Raw genomic sequence first — 18,916 nt, 5'->3', positions numbered from 1 at the left:
AACAATTTGTACACAAATTTTTAATAATTTTGTGATATAATTTCCATACTATGTAAAATGGAGGGTTGAGACGGCTATGATGATAGAGCTAAAAAACGTAACAAAAGTTTATGGTACTCGTAAAGCAGTAGATAACATAAGCTTTTCTGTCGATAAAGGAGAAATAGTTGGTTTTTTGGGGCCCAATGGTGCCGGTAAAACTACCACTATGAAAATGATAACAGGATATATGCCTCCCACCAGCGGTACTATAAAAATTGCAGGATATGATATTGTTGAACAACCGATAGAGGCAAAGAAACATATTGGTTATTTACCAGAGGTACCTCCTTTGTATTTAGATATGACCGTAGAGGCATATCTCCATTTTGTGGGAGGTATAAAAGGTGTTCCTCCAAAAAAGAGAAGAGAAGATGTTGAACGAATTATACATGAAGTTGGTTTGACTGATGTGAGAAAAAGGCTTATAAAAAACTTGTCTAAAGGTTATAAACAAAGGGTTGGACTTGCACAAGCAATCATAGGAGACCCTGATGTTTTGGTATTAGATGAGCCGACAGTAGGTCTTGACCCTAAGCAAATTAAAGAAATAAGAGATATTATAAAAGAGTTAGGGAAAAAGCATACAATAATTTTAAGCACTCATATATTGCCAGAAGTTAGTATGGTGTGTGACAGAGTTATTATAATAAATAAAGGGAAAATTGTTGCAATAGATAAGACAGAGAATTTATCAACTGCATTGCAAAATTCAAGGAGATATTTTATAAAAGTGGAAGGGCCTTATGAAGAAGTAGTAAATAGTGTAAAAGAGATTGAAGGAGTAACTAATGTAGAAGCAGAAGTTGATTCAGATAATACGATAAAGTTGACAGTGGAATCTTCTGCTGATAAAGATATTCGAAAAGATATGTTTTTTGCTTTTGCCAAAAAAGCCTTCCCAATATTAGAACTTAAAATGCTAAGTTACAGTCTTGAAGAAGTATTCTTAGAACTTACAACAGAGGAGGAAAGCTACGATGAAAATGTGGGAAATATTAAAGAGGGAGCTTAAAGGTTATTTCTTTTCGCCCACTGCCTATGTGTTGTTAGGATTTTATCTTTTGATATCTGGATACTTTTTTTCAACATTTGTGTTATCTACCCATTATGCTGTATTGAGTCCAATCTTAAGCAGTATGGTCACTGTTTTTATGTTTATAAGTCCTATTTTGACAATGAGGCTTATCTCAGAGGACATGAAGACAGGGACAGATCAACTTTTACTCACGTCACCTGTTACAGTTACTGATATTGTTATTGGCAAATTTTTTTCCGCAGTGTTTGTGTATTTAGTAGCACTTGTAATAACTTTTTTATACCCCATTTATCTTAAATTGTATTCTTCACCAGATATGGGCTCTATCATAGCAGGTTATATTGGAGTGTTTCTAATAGGAGCGACTTTTATATCAATAGGCCTTTTTGCTTCTTCCCTTACAGAAAATCAAATGATAGCTGGAGTAATTGGATTTGCTTTAATTCTTGTGTTTTGGTTGATTAGTTGGCTAGGAGACGTGTTTAGTGGAAAAGCAAAAACTATTTTTCAGAATCTGTCTTTCTTTGACAGGTTGAATAATTTCCTAAATGGATTAGTGAATTTAAGTGATGTAGTCTTTTTCATAAGTGTAATTATATTCTTTATTTTCTTGACAATTCGTGTTGTAGACAAAAGACGTTGGAGTTAGGAGGAGAAAAGATGAATAATATAAGGCTAAAGTACGGGACTAATGCTTTTATAATGACAGCTCTTTTACTGGCTATTTTAATATTGGCAAATGTCATAGTTACGCAAAAGCCTATCAAGTGGGATTTGACTAAAAACAAGCAATATACCCTTTCTGACCAGACAAAGCAGGTTTTGAAAAACCTCAAAACAGATGTTACAGTTTATGCCTTTTTCAAAGAGGGTACTACTTCAAAAGATATGGTAAAAAGCTTGTTAGACCAATATAGAAATGTTTCAAAGAGAATAATTGTCCATTTTGTAGACCCAGATAAAGAACCGGCAATTGCTCAAAGATATGGAATTACGGATTATGACACAGTGCTTTTTATTGCAGGAAGTGGTGCTAATGAAAAAAGACAGATAGTAAATTCTTATGATATTTTTGGCATGGGTAGCCAGCCTAATACTGCTACTTTTAATGGAGAAGAACAGTTTACACAGGCTATAATTGATGTTACACAACCTAAAAAATTAAATGCGTATATTCTTCAAGGACATGATGAATTAAACAGCATTGACTATTTGGTGACTTTTAAAAACGCTTTGAGAGGAGAAGGATATAATGTAGAAGATTTAAATATAGGACAGGCAGGAGGAATACCAAAAAATACAGACTTATTAGTTATTGCTAACCCAAGAAGAGACTTTTCTGACAAGGAAATAGCTGCTTTAAAAGAATACTTTGACAAAGGCGGAAAAGCAATCATTGCAATGGGGGCAGAATATGGGCCTTTGACTCAAAAATCTGTAAATGAGCTTTTGTCTACTTGGGGTGTAAAATTTGACAATGACGTTGTAGTAGATCCAGGAAGGAATTATTTTATGGACCCGCTTTCTCCAGTTCCTCAGTACAAATTTCATACTATAACTAATAAATTGGATTTATCAAACTTGTACGTTGTAATGCCAATGTCAAGAAGTATTTCTTATCCTGATAAACCAACAGAAAATATAACTATAGAGCAATTGCTTTCAACCAGTGATAAAGCTTGGGGTAAAACCGATTTTAACTCAAAAGATGCTAATTTTCAAAAAGGTGATATCAAAGGTCCTTTAAGCTTAGGCTTAGCTATATCCGATTCAAAGACAGGAATGAAGATTGTAGCTATTGGAAGTAGCATGATGTTTACTGATAAAATAATTACATTGGAAGCTAATAGAGACTTTTTAATGAACAGTGCTAACTGGTTAGCGGATAAGACAACACAGATTTCTATACGTCCTAAATCCCTTGAGTTTAATCAGATTTTCCTGACCGGCAAACAAGCTGCTATACTCTTTTATACCACAGTTGTAACTATTCCACTGGTAATGTGGATAATTGGAGGATACATGTGGTATAGGAGGAAGACATTATGAAGATTTTTAAAACCACTATTGTTTTGCTGGTAATATTCGCTGTTCTTTTTGGCTACTATTTTTATGAAAGTAAAACCAATAAACCTGTTAAAGAAGACAACAAAATTTTTACCTTCAAAAATAACGATGTAAATTCTTTAAAAATAGAAAAAAAAGGGAAAACTTTAATTGATTTTAAAAAAGAGGGCGATACATGGTTTATAAAAGAACCTATTGATTACAAAGCAGATAGCATTTATGTTGATGAATTATTAGACAGCTTGACATCTCTCACTTTTGATAGAACATTAGAAGGTGATTTATCCACTTATGGCCTTGACAAACCTTCTTATGCGATAAAAGTATCTTTAAAAAATGGAAAAAGCTATTCACTTTTTATAGGAAATAAATCTCCTGTAAAAGAAAATTACCAAGAGGGTTATTATGCAAAAACTGATGGAGATAAAATTTACAGAGTCAATGCTTCTTCTTTAGAGAATTTCTTTCTGACAGATGATTACGTATATAAATATATGGAAAAATTTGTGGTGTCTATTCCAAAGAATGAAATAACTAAATTAGTTTTCTACCAAGATGGAAAAGAGTATCAAATACAAAAAGGTGAAAAAGATAACTGGCAAATTGATGGGAAAGCTATTAAAGCTGATTATGTGGACAATCTCTTAGACGGAATAGTATTACTTCAAATTAGTGGATTAGATGAAGGAAAAAATATTTCACAGGGAGAAACACCTTTTGCTTTTGATGTGTATGGCAAGGACAAAGTAGAAAAAATAAGCTTTGCTAAAAGAGATACAGAAAATAAATATGTGCTTGTTAATGGACATTGCATAGGACAATATGTAACTTCGAAAGACATAAAAAATCTGCAAGATAGTCTTGATAAACTTATTAAGTAAAAATTATAAAAGGCAGAAACTGCATGTTTCTGCCTTAGATTTATACTAAGCTTTTAAATGCAAAGTGCGTTGTAGGAGTATTTAATGTAATTTTTAAAATTACAAATTATATGCTATGCGAAAACCTTCGTGAATGGCATCTATAAATTTTCTAGGCTTGACACAATCTCCAATAGCATAAACGGGTATAATTTCTTCTTCAATGGACTTCAATAAATCATTTTTAGGTTTGGAGCCAACTACCATTACGACTGGATAATGATGATACTACAATTATATTAGTAATGGCAAGAGCTTTGTGTAACTTTAGCAAAACTTTGTTTGCTTTTTATGGGTTCATTCCATTTATTACACTAAGCTGAGGAAGACGATCACTTTTTCTTATCTTCTATAAGTTTAATTAGATATTTCACAGAATTTTCAGCTTTTTCAAATGCCTTGGTAGCATTATCTTTATTAGGTTTGCCACCAGGTAAATAGCCAATAGGAGCACTTGGATATCTTGTTGGAATATAATAGGAGTCTAAAAATTCCATATCATCTCTCAAATTTCAAATTCTTTGTCCAAGTTTATACACAATTCTAACAAAGTGATCAAATTGTGGACTTGAGGAGGATTTACATTATTAAAAGCCAAATAGGCTTTTAAAGCTTTTTCTACAGCTAATATTATGCAAATCAGTTTTTAACAGTTCTTTTGCTGCCTTCAAATCGTCATTAGCATAATCTAACCACTGACTATATTTATGAACTTCTGTCATACAATAAGACCCCCTTCTTGAGTACCTCTTCGGTATAAAATAGGTTTCTATTCTTCTTAAACAACTCTTCTTCTTCTGGTGTATATACTAAAAAATCAACTCCTACTCTAGGATGGGTAAGTCTCATTAAATATAAAGTTCTATCAGCAAATCTTAAATCCGTATTCATTATCACGACTAAGTCAATATCGCTCCATTCCTTAGCAGTACCATTAGCCATTGACCCGAAAAGTATTATCCTCTCTGGATTGCACTTTTCAATAATAATATTCGTTATCCTCTTTAGCTCATCTTCTAAGGAATACTTTAATAATTCAGTAGCTTCTATCATAAAAAACACCTCTTTATTAAACTCTCCCTTTTATCCATCAACGCTTGCAGGAGTAGCAACTGTAACATTTTTAGTTCCGGAAGAAATGTTAAAGAAAAAAGGAATTCAGTTTACACAAAATTTTCTACAGTATCAGTTTCTATTCATATTAGTACTGTTTTTAAATCAATTACAAGATCTTCAAAAATAGAAACTTTAACTTTATCATCTTGTGTATATATGTTGGGTCGTCCATATCTTTCATTATCCTGTAAAATAAACACACTTAGGATTTTGTTTTCGGGTTCTACTATCCAATATTCTTTCACACCATACTTTTCATACAAGTTAAACTTGTGGAGTTTATCTTTCTGCGCTGTTGAAGGCGAAATAATTTCGATTATCAAATCAGGAGCTCCCGTACATCCCTTCTCATCAAGCTTGGATTCATCACACACAACAACTATATCAGGCTGAACTACAGTCTTTATATCTTTCTCGTCCTTCTCATTTCCGTCAGGAAACCTTACATCAAAAGGTGCCATATATACTTCACACGATTTATCTTTGAGATAATCAAAGAATTGGTAGAAAAGCTGTCCCAAGATCCTTTGATGAGTTCTTGAAGGGGAAATCATCAAGTAAATTTGGCCATCAATCAGTTCTATTCTTTCATTGTCTGGCCACGCTATATAATCTGCATAAGTATATATTTCTTTTGGCAAAGGCATATTTAACACCTTCTTTCAAATTAGATTAAAAGCTTTTATTCCTCTTATGTAAATTGCCAAAACATCCACACCTTTTTCATCTAACAGCAAATACATTACTCACATTTAACCATTTAACTCCTTTTACATTTAATTATACCACAACAACCTTAAGTTTTCTTCAAATAATGTAAAATTTCACTTTTTTGATTTTGCGCGTGGATTTACAATGTAAGCAGGATAATATTCAGTACGTTTCTGCCTATTTGTCTATGCTTGACATACATTGAAAATTAGGATACAATAAAAGAGATACAGTTTATTACTTTATCACGTTACAAAGACAGAGTAAATTGTGGGGTGTTTTAATGATATATTTGCCTGATGGTGTACAAGATTTTTTGCCGGAAGAATATAGAGTTAAGCGCAAAATAGAAGAAAAGTTTAGAGAGGTTTTTATAAAATTTGGCTATCAAGAGATAATGCCTCCTACTTTTGAATATAGCGATAATTTTTCTGTTTTGTTTGATGAAAACAATTTGTACAGGTTTTTCGATAAAAAGGGAAATATATTAGCTTTAAGGCCAGATGTGACTACTCAAATAGCGAGAATTGTGTCTACAAAGTTAAAAGGTAGTTTCCCACTTAAGTTATGCTATGTCGCTAATGTCTATCGCTATGATGACCCTCAGGTAGGAAAAATGAGAGAATTTACTCAGGCAGGGATTGAACTTATAGGTACAAATCATGAAGAATCTGATGCAGAGATAATAACAGTTGCGATAGAGGCTTTAAAAAGTATTGGAATAGAGGACTTTAAAGTGGATGTGGGACAGGTGGAATTTTTTAAAAGAGTAGTGGAAGATTTAGAGCTACAAAATGAAGAAATAAACCTTTTAAGAGAGTTTTTGCAACAGAAAAATCAATCTGCGATAGAAGAATTCATAAATGATAAAGGAATTAGGGGCAAAAAAGCAAAGTTTTTAAGTGAACTTCCTCTTTTATTTGGTGGCGAAGAAGTGCTTAAAAGAGCAAAAGAGCTTTATGATACTCCTAAACTAGGTGAAACGATAGATTACCTTGAAAGAGTATATAGAATATTAAAAGATTTTGGTATGGAAGAGTATATAAGTTTTGACTTAGGAATGGTGCAAAATCTTAATTATTATACTGGTATCATATTCAGGTGTTTTGTTAAAGGGATTGGTTATGCTATATGTACCGGAGGAAGGTATGATGGCCTTTTGGGAATTTTTGGAGAGCACATTCCAGCGACAGGTTTTGCTATAAGTGTGGAAAGGTCAATGCTGGCACTTCAAAAACAGAAAAAAGATATTGTTGATAAATCCTGGAGAGTTTTAATAAAATACAAGGAAAACTTAAGAAGTAATGCTTACAAGAAAGCTACTTTCTTAAGAGATGAGGGAAAAATTGTAGAGATGTATAGTTATGAAAAAGCGAAGCATGTTGATGAAAATAGCTTTGACGAAATTATAGATATGGGGGAATAACATGGAAAATATCTCTATCGCTTTGCCAAAGGGCAGAATGGCAGATAGTGCTATAACTTTGTTTGAAAAGGCAGCAATTGCTGAGAATGTTTTAAAAGATATTTCTCGAAAACTTGTGGTGAATGACCAAAAAAATTCTATGAAGTTTATGTTGGTAAAGCCAATGGATGTGCCCACATATGTAGAACACGGGGCAGCTGATTTGGGGATTTGTGGAAAAGATATTCTCTTAGAACAAAAAAAAGATTGCTATGAAGTTTTAGATTTAAAATTTGGTTTTTGTAAAATGGTGGTTGCGGGGCCTAAAGAGGCAAAGGACAGTTTTCTTACTAATAAAAGAGTTGCAACAAAGTTTCCCAATATTGCAGAAGAATTTTTCAGGCAAAAGGGAGAAAATGTAGAAATAATTAAGCTGAATGGTTCTGTGGAGCTTGCTCCTATTGTGGGGTTGTCAGAGGTAATTGTAGACATTGTAGAGACAGGTAATACTTTAAGAGAAAATGGTCTTATAGTCATTGAAGAAATTTTTCCTTCCAGTGCGAGATTGATAGTGAATAAAGCCAGTCTTAAAACAAAAAGCCAGAGAATAAAAGAGATAATTATAAAATTAAAAGAGGTTGTGGAAACTTTTAAGGAGGTCAAAAATGATTGAGATATTTGATTTTCGAAAGGGAATTGACAATGGCATTTTGCAAAAGCTTCACAACAGAAGTAAATTAGAGAATAAAGAAATAGCAAAAAAAGTGGAAGAAATAATTTCAAACGTAAGAGAGAGAAAAGACAAAGCTTTGTTTGAGTATACTTACATGTTTGACGGAATAAATCTTGACAAAAGTACTGTAAAAGTTACGAAAGAGGAAATAAAAAATGCTTATAAAGAAGTGGAAGGAGAATTTTTAAAAGCGATTGACAAAGCTATCAAAAACATAACAGAATTTCATGAAAAGCAAAAACAGTCTACTTGGATGGATTTTAAAGAAGGTATAGTTTATGGGCAGATAATAAGACCTCTTTCTCAAGTTGGCATTTATGTTCCAGGGGGAACTGCTGCATATCCTTCTTCAGTTTTGATGAATGGAATACCTGCTAAAGTTGCAGGGGTTGAAAGGATAGTGATGGTTTCACCAGCTAGCAAAAAGGGTATAAACCCTTACGTATTGGTGGCTGCAGACAGGATAGGTATAAATGAAATATATAAAGTTGGAGGCGCACAGGCTGTTGCAGCCTTGGCCTTTGGTACAGAGTCAATACCTAAGGTGGATAAAATAGTTGGCCCGGGAAATATTTTTGTCGCAATGGCTAAAAGAGCTCTTTATGGACATGTGGATATTGATATGGTGGCAGGTCCCAGTGAAGTTTTAGTTATAGCTGACGAAACTGCTAATCCTAAATATGTGGCGGCGGATCTATTGTCACAGGCGGAACATGATGTAATGGCATCTTCAATACTTGTAACCACATCTTTGGAGGTTGCGCAACAAGTAAAAATAGAAATTGAAAGGCAAATGGAATATCTTGAAAGGAAAGAAATAATTGAAAAGTCTTTGAAAAATTTTGGCGCGATAATTGTTGTAAATGATTTACAAGAAGCAATTGGTATTGCAAACGACATAGCTCCAGAGCATTTAGAGCTTAACATTTCCAATGCCTTTGAAATAATTGGTGAAATCAAGAATGCAGGAGCAGTCTTTGTGGGAGAATATTCTCCAGAACCCTTAGGGGACTACCTTGCTGGCCCTAACCATGTACTTCCTACTAGTGGAACAGCAAGGTTTTTCTCGCCTCTTTCTGTGACGGACTTTATCAAAAAGATGAATATTCTCTATTATTCTAAAGATTCTTTGAGAGAGGTAAAAGAGGATGTAATCACTTTAGCAAATTCAGAAGGGCTTACCGCTCATGCTAATTCTATAAAAGTGAGGTTTTAAAATGATTGAGAATTTGGTGAGAGAAGAAATTAAAGGATTTAAAAATTATGAAGTGCACAGTATTCCCTACAGATATAAGATGGATGCAAATGAAACGCCTTTTGAACTTCCTGAAGAAGTGATAAAAAATATTCAAGAGATTGTAAAATATTCCCAAGTAAATGTATATCCAGACCCTACTGCAGAAAAGTTAAAAGAAGAATTGGCACGATATTGTGGAGTAGTGCCTACAAACATATTTGTGGGAAATGGCTCGGATGAGATAATCCACCTTATTATGCTGGCTTTCATAAACAAAGGTGATGTGGTAGCATATCCTCATCCTTCTTTTGCTATGTACAGTGTATACAGCAAAATCGCGGGAGCAGTCGAAATACCTGTAAGGTTGAGAGAAGATTATAATTACGATGTTGATAGTTTTATTAAAGTTATAGAAAAATATCAGCCTAAATTAGTGTTTTTGTGCAACCCTAATAATCCAACAGGAAGTGTTATAGAAAGAGAAGATATAATTAAAATAATACAAAAGAGCAATGGAATTGTAGTTGTTGACGAAGCTTATTTTGAGTTTTATGGTAATACAATTGTAGATGCTATAAATGAATTTGAAAACTTGATTGTTTTAAGAACCTTATCTAAGGCTTTTGGGCTTGCCGGTTTGAGAGTGGGATATGCTGTGGCTAACGAGAATATTTTAAAGTATTTAAACCTTGTGAAATCACCTTATAACATTAACTCTTTATCTCAAGTAATAGCTTTGAAGGTTTTAAGGACAGATGTTTTAAAAGAAAGAATTAACTACATTTTAGAAGAAAGAGAGCGTCTTATAAAAGAGCTAGGCAAAATTCCTGGCGTTAAAGTTTATCCCTCAAAAACGAATTTTATATTGGTAAAATTTAAAGATGCAGATTATGTGTACAAAGGACTTTTAGAACGAGGAATTTTGGTGAGGGATTTTTCAAAGGTAGAAGGGCTTGAAGGAGCTTTAAGGATAACAGTGAGTAGTTGCGAGGCTAATGATTATTTAATAAATGGGTTAAAGGAGTTATTGCTATGAGGAAGGCGGAAGTTAAAAGAAAAACTAGAGAGACGGATATATACGTTGAACTTAATATTGACGGAAAAGGAAATTATGACATAGCTACAGGAATAGGTTTTTTTGACCACATGCTTTCTTTATTTGCCAGGCATGGACTTTTTGATTTAAAAGTGGTGGCAAAGGGAGATTTAGAGGTAGACACTCATCATACTGTTGAAGACGTAGGTATTGTATTGGGTAATGCTTTTTTAAAGGCTGCCGGCGATAAAAAATCTATTAAGAGGTTTAGTACTTTTTATGTACCCATGGACGAAGCCTTAGTGAGAGTTTCTGTAGACATAAGTGGAAGGCCTTTTTTATACTGTGATTTGCCTTTAAAAGCTGAAAGAGTTGGAAATTTTGAAACGGAAAATGTGGAGGAATTTTTGAGAGCTTTTGCTTACAACTTTGGCATTACACTGCATGTGGAGCTTTTGCACGGCAGTAACAGTCATCACATTATAGAGGCAACTTTTAAAGCACTGGGGAGGGCTCTTGATGAAGCGCTAAAGATAGATGAAAAGGTAGAAGGGATACCTTCTACTAAAGGGATTTTATAAAAATATGGTTTAAGCGAGAATTGCATATACTTTACACGTAACTTAAGTGAGGCGGTGAAAAATTGATAGGGATTATTGACTATGGAATGGGAAATTTAAGAAGTGTAGAAAAGGCATTTGAATACGTAGGCTATGAGGCAAAAATTATAAAAGATGTAGACTCGGTGAAAGAGGCTCATGCATTAGTTCTTCCTGGAGTGGGCGCTTTCCCTGATGCGATGGATACTCTCATTAAAACAGGCATGTTAGAGGAGATAAAAAGACAAATCGACAAAGGTAAGTTGTTTCTTGGGATATGTTTGGGGATGCAGCTTTTATTTGAAAAAGGCTTTGAGATAAAGGAAACTGAGGGCTTTAAGATTTTTAAAGGGCAAGTAATAGAACTTCCAAAGCATAACAAAATTCCTCACATGGGATGGAATAGTCTTGAAATAAAAAGGGAAACTTCACTTCTTAAAGGAGTGGAGAATGGAGATTATGCGTATTTTGTTCATTCTTATTATGTAGCCAACAATGAAGAGAAATATGTGTATGCAGTGACTGATTATGGTGTTCAGATTCCTGCAGTTATAATTAAAGACAATGTTTTTTCTTGTCAATTTCATCCTGAGAAGAGCGGAAAAGTGGGACTTAAAATTTTAAAGAATTTTGGAGAGATGGCAAAATGGTTTTAATACCTGCAATTGATATTATGGAAGAAAAATGTGTAAGGCTTACAAAAGGAGATTTTAATACCAAAGAGGTTTATTATGAAAATCCCGTTGACGTAGCAAAAATGTGGGAGGAATTAGGAGCAAAGAGAATTCATGTGGTAGATTTAGATGGGGCAAAACAAGGTCATTTGGTAAATGGCAAGGTCATCGAACAGATTATAAAAAACTGTAAAGCCGAGATAGAAGTAGGTGGAGGAATAAGGAATAGAGAAACTATCGATTATCTTTTTTCTGTAGGTGTTAAGTATGTAATTTTAGGTTCAGCGGCAATATATGACAACGACCTTCTTCTTTATTCCCTTTTCAATTACGGAGAAAGGACGATAGTAGGTATAGATTCAAAGAATGGAGAAGTTGCCGTAAGTGGATGGCTTGAAAAGACTAAAATAAAAGATGTTGAGTTAGCTAAAAAAATGAAAGAAATAGGAGTAAAAACGATAATTTTCACTGATATTTCTAAGGATGGAACTCTTAATGGACCAAATTTTAAAGCTTTAGAAAATATTTTAAAAACAGGTGTTCAAGTGATAGCATCAGGAGGTATATCCTCAATTGAGGATTTAAAAAAGCTTAAAGAGATGGGAGCATATGGTGCGATAATTGGAAAAGCCCTTTATACTGGGAAAATAAATCTAGAAACTCTTTGGAGGTAATATAAATGCTTGCAAAAAGAATAATTCCTTGTTTAGATGTGAAAGACGGAAGGGTAGTAAAAGGAGTTAACTTTTTAAATTTAAAAGATGCGGGAGACCCTGTCCAGATAGCATCAGAGTACAATGAATTAGGAGCAGATGAGCTTGTATTTTTGGACATTACTGCTTCTTATGAAAAACGAAAAATAATGATAGAAGTTGTAAAAAGGACTTCTGAAAAAGTATTTATTCCTTTAACTGTTGGTGGTGGAATTTCAGACCTTGACGATATAAAAGATATTCTAAGAGCAGGGGCTGATAAGGTTTCAATAAATACCCAAGCTGTGAAACAACCAACCCTTATTTGTCAGGCCGCTGTGCGTTTTGGAAGCCAATGTGTGGTCGTAGCAATTGATGCCAAGAGGCGAAGTGATGGCTCGGGCTTTGATGTGTATATAAATGGCGGAAGGGTAAACACAGGACTTGATGCTGTTGAGTGGGCTAAAAAAGTAGAGTCTTTAGGAGCAGGAGAAATACTTCTTACAAGTATGGACAAAGACGGTACTAAAGATGGGTATGATATAGAACTTACAAGGAGGATAAGCGAGGCTGTAAATATTCCTGTTATAGCTTCTGGAGGTGCAGGAAAGAAAGAGCATTTTAAAGAGGTTTTTACTGAAGGCAAAGCTGATGCTGCGTTAGCGGCTTCTGTGTTTCATTACAGGGAGTTGGAAATAAAAGAAGTTAAAAAATATTTAAAAGAAGAGGGTATACCAGTGAGAATTTAAATTTATCGAAAGGATGTAGAGAATGATTGATATAGAGAAATTAAAGTTTGATGAAAGAGGTCTTATTCCTGTAATTGTGCAAGACTACAACACAAAACAAGTGCTAATGTTAGCGTATATGAATGAGGAAAGTTTAAAATTAAGCTTGGAAAAGAAAGAGACATATTTTTTTAGCAGAAGTAGAAATGAGATTTGGCACAAAGGGGAAACTTCGGGAAATATTCAAAAGATAAAAAGCATATTTTATGACTGTGATGGAGATGCTTTGTTAATTCAAGTAGAACCAACGGGTCCAGCATGCCATACAGGAAACATAAGCTGTTTTTATAGGAGCTTTTTAGAGCATCAAGAGGCTTATGATGCTAATATATTGGGTAAGCTATATGAGCGAGTAAAAGAAAGAAAAGAAAAACCTGTTGAAGGGTCTTACACTAATTATTTGTTTGAAAAGGGCATAGATAAGATATTGAAAAAGATTGGAGAAGAAAGTACAGAAGTGGTTTTAGCTGTTAAAAATGATTCCAAAGAAGAGATAATTTATGAAATATCAGATTTAATTTATCATTTAATTGTTATGTTAGTTCAAAAGGACATGCAACTTGAGGACATATATAAGGAATTGGGAAGAAGGTATTATAAACCTAATGAATTTAAAGAAGAGCATCAAAAGAACAAAAGGGAGAAATAATCTGAAAAGAGAAAACCGTTAAAGGCTTTCTCTTTTCAGACTGTAGACAAAGTCTAATTAAAAAGGCTTGTCAACAAACTGAAGCGGTTTAAAATGATATCGCCGCTTTTTCTATGTTATTGGCTTATTTGATACATATTCCAGGGGATTTTATCAATGAGCCTGTTTCTGTATATAGAATCTGCCCCCATAAATATGCATTTCAAGTTGTCAACATGAGGTATTTTTAATTCTAACCATATTTTATTTCCATCAATTACAGGTTTTGATACCAATACATCTGTAAGCGCATTTTCTGCTCTTCTGTATTGATATATTTTTCCGTTGACAAGTCCTAAATCTACACGCTTTATGTCGTTGTCTTTGTAAAATAGTCTCATTTCAATGTGATATATTACTTTTTTTGATATAGGCTTTGCTGACTGTAAACCAATATATAGATGATTATCATAGTAAAAAGCTCCTAACCGTGTGAGGGCTGCGCTTCTGTATAACTCTTCATTTAGCATTCCGCCTGTGTAGACTTTTAAAAGAGTATGAGAAAGAACTTTACTTAACAAATCAGGTTTTGACTCAACAGCAGGTATGTTTATAATTGGCTTTGTACCAAATAATTCGTTTTTCCTCACAAAAGCCATTAAAAATGGTTCCATCACTTCTGTTTGTGTCCTGTATTGTTTTATAGCCACCTGTTTTAGGTCTATTTCTTTTTGAGTTAAATCAAATGCTTGCCACTCTGAGTTGCTGTCTTGCATATCCACAGGAGGCAACAATGGTCTGTTTTTTTCTGCCATCCAAGGCACAGGCCACTGAGGATGGTGAACTAAAAACATGTGTTCTCTCACATTTAAATTCATAGCTGTAATGGTATATCGCACGAAATTACTTACTGCCCAGTGGTCAGGATGTATATCATCTGCCAAAGGATAATATATATCTGTTGGCTTAAAATCTTTTATGATTTCAGTAAGAATATTTACTAAATTTTGCCCTGTATAAGGGATGCCAGGCTTATATACTGTATCGTATGGAGCATATGCAACATGAATTCCACCACTTACTCTTGGATGATTGTTATCCCAGCATTGGCTCCACAAAAATCTCGTGCTGCCGTCAGCAAATCCTAAAAAAATCAAATCTTTTCTGGGAAGTCCGAATACTCTCATGGCGGCAATACTTTCTTGCTGTCTTGCAAGCCCAAAGCGATAAAAGTCCTTAGGGGTAGGATTAGTTTTTCCACTAAAAACCATTGCAGCTTTTTTGTAACTTTCACCGCTTGTTACTATTACAACTTTAATTGGTCTTTTAAGTTCTACGGCTCTTTGAATAACTCCAGCCATTCCTAAAGTTTCATCATCGGGATGAGGAACTATTATCAGAATTCTTTGTCCTGGGTCATCAAAAGTCGGCAGTGTAGTTTTTTCAGTAAAGTTTGCGATAGCCATTTCCCAATTCATCATATAAGATATTCCGATTAAAAGAGCGCTAAACAAAGCAAAATAAATGACCCGTTTTTTCCTCATGTTATTTTACCTCCATTCACGTCACCATTGTATCATATATTTATGAACAATTTATTACATAATAATTAATTTTTAATTAATGGATTTAAAATTTTGAAAAATATTTTGTATATGCTAAAATCATATTATGAAGTATAAGTCAAAAGGGAGGTGTAAAAATGTTTGTAGATTTTCACTGCGATACTCTTTACAGATTGGTAGAAAAAGATACAGATTTTACTAAAAGGGGTTTGGAAGGGCATGTGGACTTGCCGCGAATGATTGAAGGGCAAGTACATCTACAAGTATTTGCTGCATTTGGAGTTCCAAAACATATGAGAAAAAATGCTGCAACAATGGTTTTAAAAATGATTGACAAGATGTATGAAATAATTGAAAAGACAGGTAAATTTAAGTTAATATTAAAGGGAGAAGACATAGATAAAGCCAAGGAAGAGGGAAAAATTGGTGCATTACTTTCTATAGAAGGAGGAGAGGCTTTAGAAGGGGAGATTGCGCTTCTTAGGATGTTTTACAGACTTGGGGTCAGAGCTCTTACTTTGACTTGGAGTTTGAGGAATGACTTGGGAGATGGAGTAGAAGGTGTGGAGGAAGGAGGGCTTACCTCTTTGGGAGAAGAAGTTGTAAGAGAAATGAATAGACTAGGAATGATTGTAGATGTATCTCATCTTAACGAAAAAGGATTTTGGGATGTAATTGATATAAGCAAAAAGCCAATTATAGCTTCTCACTCTGATTGCAAGGCATTGTGCCCTCATAAAAGGAATTTGACAGACGAGCAGATAAAGGCTATAGCACAAAAAGGTGGAGTTATAGGAATAAATTTTGCACCGCAATTTTTAAGGGAGGATGGAAAAGCTACAATAGAAGATGTTTTGAATCATATAGACCATATATGTGAATTAGTAGGAGAAGATTATATTGGTTTTGGGTCTGACTTTGATGGAATTAGTAGCACTCCTGAAGGACTAAGTGATATATCTTATTTTCCTCTAATTTTGGAAGGATTAAAAAAAAGAGGATATACTCAAGAACAGATTGATAAGATTTCTCACAAAAATTTTGAAAATCTTATCAAAAAAATTTTAGTGTAAAACAAAAAGAGCCCTGGGATATTCCAAGGGCTTGTATATGTTAAAGGGGGAGTCATTGTTTTGACCAAGTATACATTATACATTCCTTTTAGATAAAAATCAAGAGTTAATTTAAAAAAAATTACAAGGGATAGGGGGTACTTTTAAGGGAGCTCAATTTATTATTATAGTCAAATTTGCGATTTTTAAAGTTAAATTTTCGTTAAATTTGTTAAATTTGTGTTAAATTTTTGTTACTGGCAGCATAATTTTGAGAGACTTTTTGTTGAATGTAGTATACAAAAAAATTATAATAGTAGTAGAAAAAGAAAATGTAGGGGGTAAAGTTATGGACCTTGAGATTATCAGAAAAACTGACCCAGAAATTGCAGTCGTAATTGAGAAAGAACTTATGAGGCAAAGAAATAAGATTGAGCTTATAGCTTCCGAAAATTTTGTAAGCAAGGCGGTAATGGAAGCAATGGGGACGCCACTTACAAATAAATATGCTGAAGGATATCCTGGCAAAAGGTATTACGGCGGCTGTGAATACGTGGATATGGCGGAAGAGCTTGCGAGGGAGAGGCTTAAAAAGTTATTTGGCGCCGAACACGCAAACGTGCAGCCTCATTCTGGTGCCCAAGCAAATATGGCTGCATATTTTGCACTTATAAATCCTGGGGATACCGTTTTGGGTATGAATCTGGCACATGGTGGACATCTCACCCATGGAAGTAAAGTGAATTTTTCAGGGCAAATTTACAATTTTGTATCTTATGGTGTAAGAGAAGATACTGGATATATAGATTATGACGAGGTAGAAAGGCTTGCAAAAGAACATAAACCTAAATTGATTGTTGCTGGTGCCAGTGCTTATCCGCGAATAATTGATTTTAAGAAATTTAGAGAAATTGCCGACAGTGTTGGGGCGTATCTTATGGTAGATATGGCACATATAGCCGGTCTTGTGGCAGCAGGCCTTCATCCAAATCCAGTTCCTTACGCAGATGTGGTGACAACTACAACTCATAAGACACTGAGGGGACCGAGAGGAGGAGCTATTCTCTGTAAAGAAGAACACGCAAAGGCGATAGACAAGGCTCTTTTTCCGGGAACACAAGGTGGGCCTTTGATGCACATAATAGCGGCAAAGGCAGTTTGCTTTAAAGAGGCTCTTTCTGATGAATTCAAGGAGTATCAAAAGAGGGTCGTTGAAAATGCAAAAGCATTGGCAAATGCTTTGATGGAAAGAGGAATAAACTTAGTATCAGGTGGAACTGACAATCACTTGATGCTGTTAGATTTGAGAAATATTAGTATTACAGGCAAAGAATTAGAGAGAAGGTTAGATGATGTAAATATCACATGCAATAAAAACGCCATACCATTTGACCCACTTGGACCAAATGTTACCTCTGGTGTAAGGCTTGGAACTCCTGCCGTAACCACAAGAGGTATGAATACAGAAGATATGGTTGAGATTGCAGATATAATAGTCAACGTCATAAAAGATGAGAATTATAAAGAGAAAGCAAGAGAAAGAGTGGCAAATCTATTAAAGAAATATCCTTTGTATGAATGATTTTGCATAAAGGAGAGGAAAAAGCTTTTTAAAGTTTTTTCCTCTCTTTTATGCTCAATATTCTATTAAACTATTTTGCATTTTTTTTATTGTCTACTATCCTTTCAATCATAAAAAATACCTGGGGTAAAAAAGGTATTATCAAAATAGCAGAAAAAAGGTTGAAAAAAGTGTGGGCATTTGCTACCTGCCTGGCAGCATTATTAGGAGACAAAAACTTTAGAAATTCAGCAAAATAGTCTGTCAACGGCAAAAACACTATTGCGCCTATTATATTGAAAAAGATATTGAAAAGGGCAATTTTTTTACCTTCTTTGTTGGAGGCTAAGCTCAATATTATAGCTTCAGAACAAGTTCCTATATTTAAGCCGTATATTATAGGTAATGCAGTTGATAAAGTTATCAGATGAGAAGCAGTTAAAATTTGCAATGTTGCTATCCCTATATTGCTGGATTGCATGATTAGAGCAGTGATTATGCCAATAAAAATTCCCCAAAAAGGATTTGAAATGTTGTTACTTAATAAGTTGAAATTAGAAAATTTTTTAAGGGGTACTGCTGCTAATTCCATTATTTTTAGACCATAAAATATTAACCCAAATCCCAAGATTATGTTTCCCGCAAATTTTAATTTTATATTGTAGTTTTGAAAGTAAAGTATAGAACCTACAAAAACTGCATAAGGTGCTATTTTAAACAAATTAAAAGCGTAAAGCTGTACAGCTATAGTAGTACCTATGTTTGAGCCTATTATTATCCCTGCTGCACTTTTAAGGTTTAAAAGCTTGGCACCTGCCATGGTTACTGCAATTACAGATATCATGCTGCTACTTTGTATTATAAGGGTTATGAAGAATCCAATTATTATTGATTTCGGCAAACTACCAGCAAAAGTCTTGATAAAATGTGTAATTTTTCGTTGAGAAAAAATGTTTAGTCCTTTTGTCAAAGTGATAATTCCCCAAATAAAAACTCCAATTCCGGCTGCAAAATATATCAAAGATACTAACATTTTACTGCCTCCGATAAATGT

The 18,916-nt window shown here is 34.1% G+C and carries 23 protein-coding genes; 15 read left to right on the top strand and 8 right to left on the bottom strand.

Annotated features, from left to right (window positions below):
- Nucleotides 1-76: 76 nt before the first annotated feature.
- The 4 genes from TKV_RS09015 to TKV_RS09000 are packed head-to-tail and all read left to right on the top strand — an operon-like array spanning nucleotide 77 to nucleotide 4,026.
- Nucleotides 77-1,054 (top strand): ABC transporter ATP-binding protein, encoded by a 978-nt coding sequence (locus TKV_RS09015; RefSeq protein WP_049685655.1) that lies wholly within the window; start codon nucleotides 77-79, stop codon nucleotides 1,052-1,054.
- Entirely contained in the window at nucleotides 1,020-1,727 is a 708-nt protein-coding gene (locus tag TKV_RS09010) for an ABC transporter permease (RefSeq protein WP_049685654.1), read from the top strand. The genes TKV_RS09015 and TKV_RS09010 overlap by 35 nt, the downstream gene beginning before the upstream one ends.
- Nucleotides 1,728-1,738: 11 nt before the next feature.
- Nucleotides 1,739-3,127, top strand: coding sequence for a GldG family protein (locus TKV_RS09005; protein WP_049685653.1), 1,389 nt, complete (start codon nucleotides 1,739-1,741; stop codon nucleotides 3,125-3,127).
- Nucleotides 3,124-4,026: a DUF4340 domain-containing protein gene (locus tag TKV_RS09000; protein ID WP_049685652.1), complete on the top strand. Its 903-nt coding sequence runs from the start codon at nucleotides 3,124-3,126 to the stop codon at nucleotides 4,024-4,026. Before TKV_RS09005 ends, TKV_RS09000 begins: the two co-directional genes overlap by 4 nt.
- A gap of 99 nt (nucleotides 4,027-4,125) precedes the next feature.
- On the opposite strand, the gene TKV_RS13015 is transcribed toward TKV_RS09000, so the two are convergent.
- From TKV_RS13015 to TKV_RS08985, 6 genes are all read right to left on the bottom strand, one after another.
- Entirely contained in the window at nucleotides 4,126-4,272 is a 147-nt protein-coding gene (locus tag TKV_RS13015) for a hypothetical protein (RefSeq protein WP_158506602.1), read from the bottom strand.
- A gap of 125 nt (nucleotides 4,273-4,397) precedes the next feature.
- Nucleotides 4,398-4,562: a HEPN domain-containing protein gene (locus tag TKV_RS13625; RefSeq protein WP_236617244.1), complete on the bottom strand. Its 165-nt coding sequence runs from the start codon at nucleotides 4,560-4,562 to the stop codon at nucleotides 4,398-4,400.
- 8 nt (nucleotides 4,563-4,570) lie between these two features.
- A complete protein-coding gene (locus TKV_RS13620) occupies nucleotides 4,571-4,663 on the bottom strand; it encodes a HEPN domain-containing protein (protein WP_236617243.1) in 93 nt (30 codons plus the stop codon).
- On the bottom strand, nucleotides 4,653-4,787 hold the full coding sequence (locus TKV_RS13615) for a HEPN domain-containing protein (protein ID WP_236617242.1): 135 nt from the start codon (nucleotides 4,785-4,787) through the stop codon (nucleotides 4,653-4,655). The genes TKV_RS13620 and TKV_RS13615 overlap by 11 nt, the downstream gene beginning before the upstream one ends.
- Nucleotides 4,771-5,118 carry a nucleotidyltransferase domain-containing protein gene (locus TKV_RS08990; protein ID WP_049685651.1) on the bottom strand — a complete coding sequence of 116 codons (348 nt, stop codon included), beginning with the start codon at nucleotides 5,116-5,118 and terminating at the stop codon, nucleotides 4,771-4,773. Before TKV_RS08990 ends, TKV_RS13615 begins: the two co-directional genes overlap by 17 nt.
- Nucleotides 5,119-5,261: 143 nt before the next feature.
- Nucleotides 5,262-5,828: a Uma2 family endonuclease gene (locus tag TKV_RS08985; protein WP_049685650.1), complete on the bottom strand. Its 567-nt coding sequence runs from the start codon at nucleotides 5,826-5,828 to the stop codon at nucleotides 5,262-5,264.
- A 347-nt stretch (nucleotides 5,829-6,175) separates the two neighbouring features.
- Here TKV_RS08985 and hisZ point away from each other — a divergent pair, with 347 nt between their 5' ends.
- The 9 genes from hisZ (at nucleotide 6,176) to hisIE (ending at nucleotide 13,705) form a co-directional block, all read left to right on the top strand.
- The gene (gene hisZ / locus TKV_RS08980) at nucleotides 6,176-7,318 is read left to right on the top strand and encodes an ATP phosphoribosyltransferase regulatory subunit (protein WP_049685649.1); all 1,143 of its coding nucleotides are present in this window, start codon (nucleotides 6,176-6,178) and stop codon (nucleotides 7,316-7,318) included.
- Between the two features lies 1 nt (nucleotide 7,319).
- Entirely contained in the window at nucleotides 7,320-7,970 is a 651-nt protein-coding gene (gene hisG / locus TKV_RS08975) for an ATP phosphoribosyltransferase (RefSeq protein WP_049685648.1), read from the top strand.
- Entirely contained in the window at nucleotides 7,963-9,246 is a 1,284-nt protein-coding gene (gene hisD / locus TKV_RS08970) for a histidinol dehydrogenase (protein ID WP_049685647.1), read from the top strand. The genes hisG and hisD overlap by 8 nt, the downstream gene beginning before the upstream one ends.
- Nucleotide 9,247: 1 nt before the next feature.
- Nucleotides 9,248-10,303: a histidinol-phosphate transaminase gene (gene hisC, locus TKV_RS08965; RefSeq protein WP_049685646.1), complete on the top strand. Its 1,056-nt coding sequence runs from the start codon at nucleotides 9,248-9,250 to the stop codon at nucleotides 10,301-10,303.
- Entirely contained in the window at nucleotides 10,300-10,884 is a 585-nt protein-coding gene (hisB, locus tag TKV_RS08960; protein ID WP_049685645.1) for an imidazoleglycerol-phosphate dehydratase HisB, read from the top strand. Before hisC ends, hisB begins: the two co-directional genes overlap by 4 nt.
- A gap of 62 nt (nucleotides 10,885-10,946) precedes the next feature.
- Nucleotides 10,947-11,558, top strand: coding sequence for an imidazole glycerol phosphate synthase subunit HisH (hisH, locus tag TKV_RS08955; protein WP_049685644.1), 612 nt, complete (start codon nucleotides 10,947-10,949; stop codon nucleotides 11,556-11,558).
- A complete protein-coding gene (hisA, locus tag TKV_RS08950; protein WP_049685643.1) occupies nucleotides 11,549-12,250 on the top strand; it encodes a 1-(5-phosphoribosyl)-5-[(5-phosphoribosylamino)methylideneamino]imidazole-4-carboxamide isomerase in 702 nt (233 codons plus the stop codon). Before hisH ends, hisA begins: the two co-directional genes overlap by 10 nt.
- A 5-nt stretch (nucleotides 12,251-12,255) precedes the next feature.
- Entirely contained in the window at nucleotides 12,256-13,017 is a 762-nt protein-coding gene (hisF, locus tag TKV_RS08945; RefSeq protein WP_049685642.1) for an imidazole glycerol phosphate synthase subunit HisF, read from the top strand.
- A 22-nt stretch (nucleotides 13,018-13,039) separates the two neighbouring features.
- Nucleotides 13,040-13,705 carry a bifunctional phosphoribosyl-AMP cyclohydrolase/phosphoribosyl-ATP diphosphatase HisIE gene (hisIE, locus tag TKV_RS08940; protein ID WP_049685641.1) on the top strand — a complete coding sequence of 222 codons (666 nt, stop codon included), beginning with the start codon at nucleotides 13,040-13,042 and terminating at the stop codon, nucleotides 13,703-13,705.
- Between the two features lie 116 nt (nucleotides 13,706-13,821).
- Here hisIE and TKV_RS08935 read toward each other — a convergent pair whose 3' ends face one another.
- The gene (locus tag TKV_RS08935) at nucleotides 13,822-15,228 is read right to left on the bottom strand and encodes a PIG-L deacetylase family protein (RefSeq protein ID WP_049685640.1); all 1,407 of its coding nucleotides are present in this window, start codon (nucleotides 15,226-15,228) and stop codon (nucleotides 13,822-13,824) included.
- A gap of 158 nt (nucleotides 15,229-15,386) precedes the next feature.
- Here TKV_RS08935 and TKV_RS08930 point away from each other — a divergent pair, with 158 nt between their 5' ends.
- Together TKV_RS08930 and TKV_RS08925 are read left to right on the top strand one after the other, a co-directional pair.
- Nucleotides 15,387-16,322 carry a dipeptidase gene (locus tag TKV_RS08930; protein ID WP_049685639.1) on the top strand — a complete coding sequence of 312 codons (936 nt, stop codon included), beginning with the start codon at nucleotides 15,387-15,389 and terminating at the stop codon, nucleotides 16,320-16,322.
- 328 nt (nucleotides 16,323-16,650) lie between these two features.
- Nucleotides 16,651-17,883, top strand: a complete 1,233-nt coding sequence (locus TKV_RS08925; RefSeq protein ID WP_049686266.1) for a serine hydroxymethyltransferase — start codon at nucleotides 16,651-16,653, stop codon at nucleotides 17,881-17,883.
- A 70-nt stretch (nucleotides 17,884-17,953) separates the two neighbouring features.
- Here TKV_RS08925 and TKV_RS08920 read toward each other — a convergent pair whose 3' ends face one another.
- A complete protein-coding gene (locus TKV_RS08920) occupies nucleotides 17,954-18,895 on the bottom strand; it encodes a Na/Pi cotransporter family protein (protein ID WP_049685638.1) in 942 nt (313 codons plus the stop codon).
- Nucleotides 18,896-18,916: the final 21 nt, after the last annotated feature.

The sequence above is a fragment of the Thermoanaerobacter kivui genome, from assembly GCF_000763575.1.
Lineage (GTDB): Bacteria > Bacillota > Thermoanaerobacteria > Thermoanaerobacterales > Thermoanaerobacteraceae > Thermoanaerobacter > Thermoanaerobacter kivui.
The sequence above is the reverse complement of the archived record's forward strand: the minus strand, read 5'-3'. Positions and strand labels throughout refer to the sequence as shown.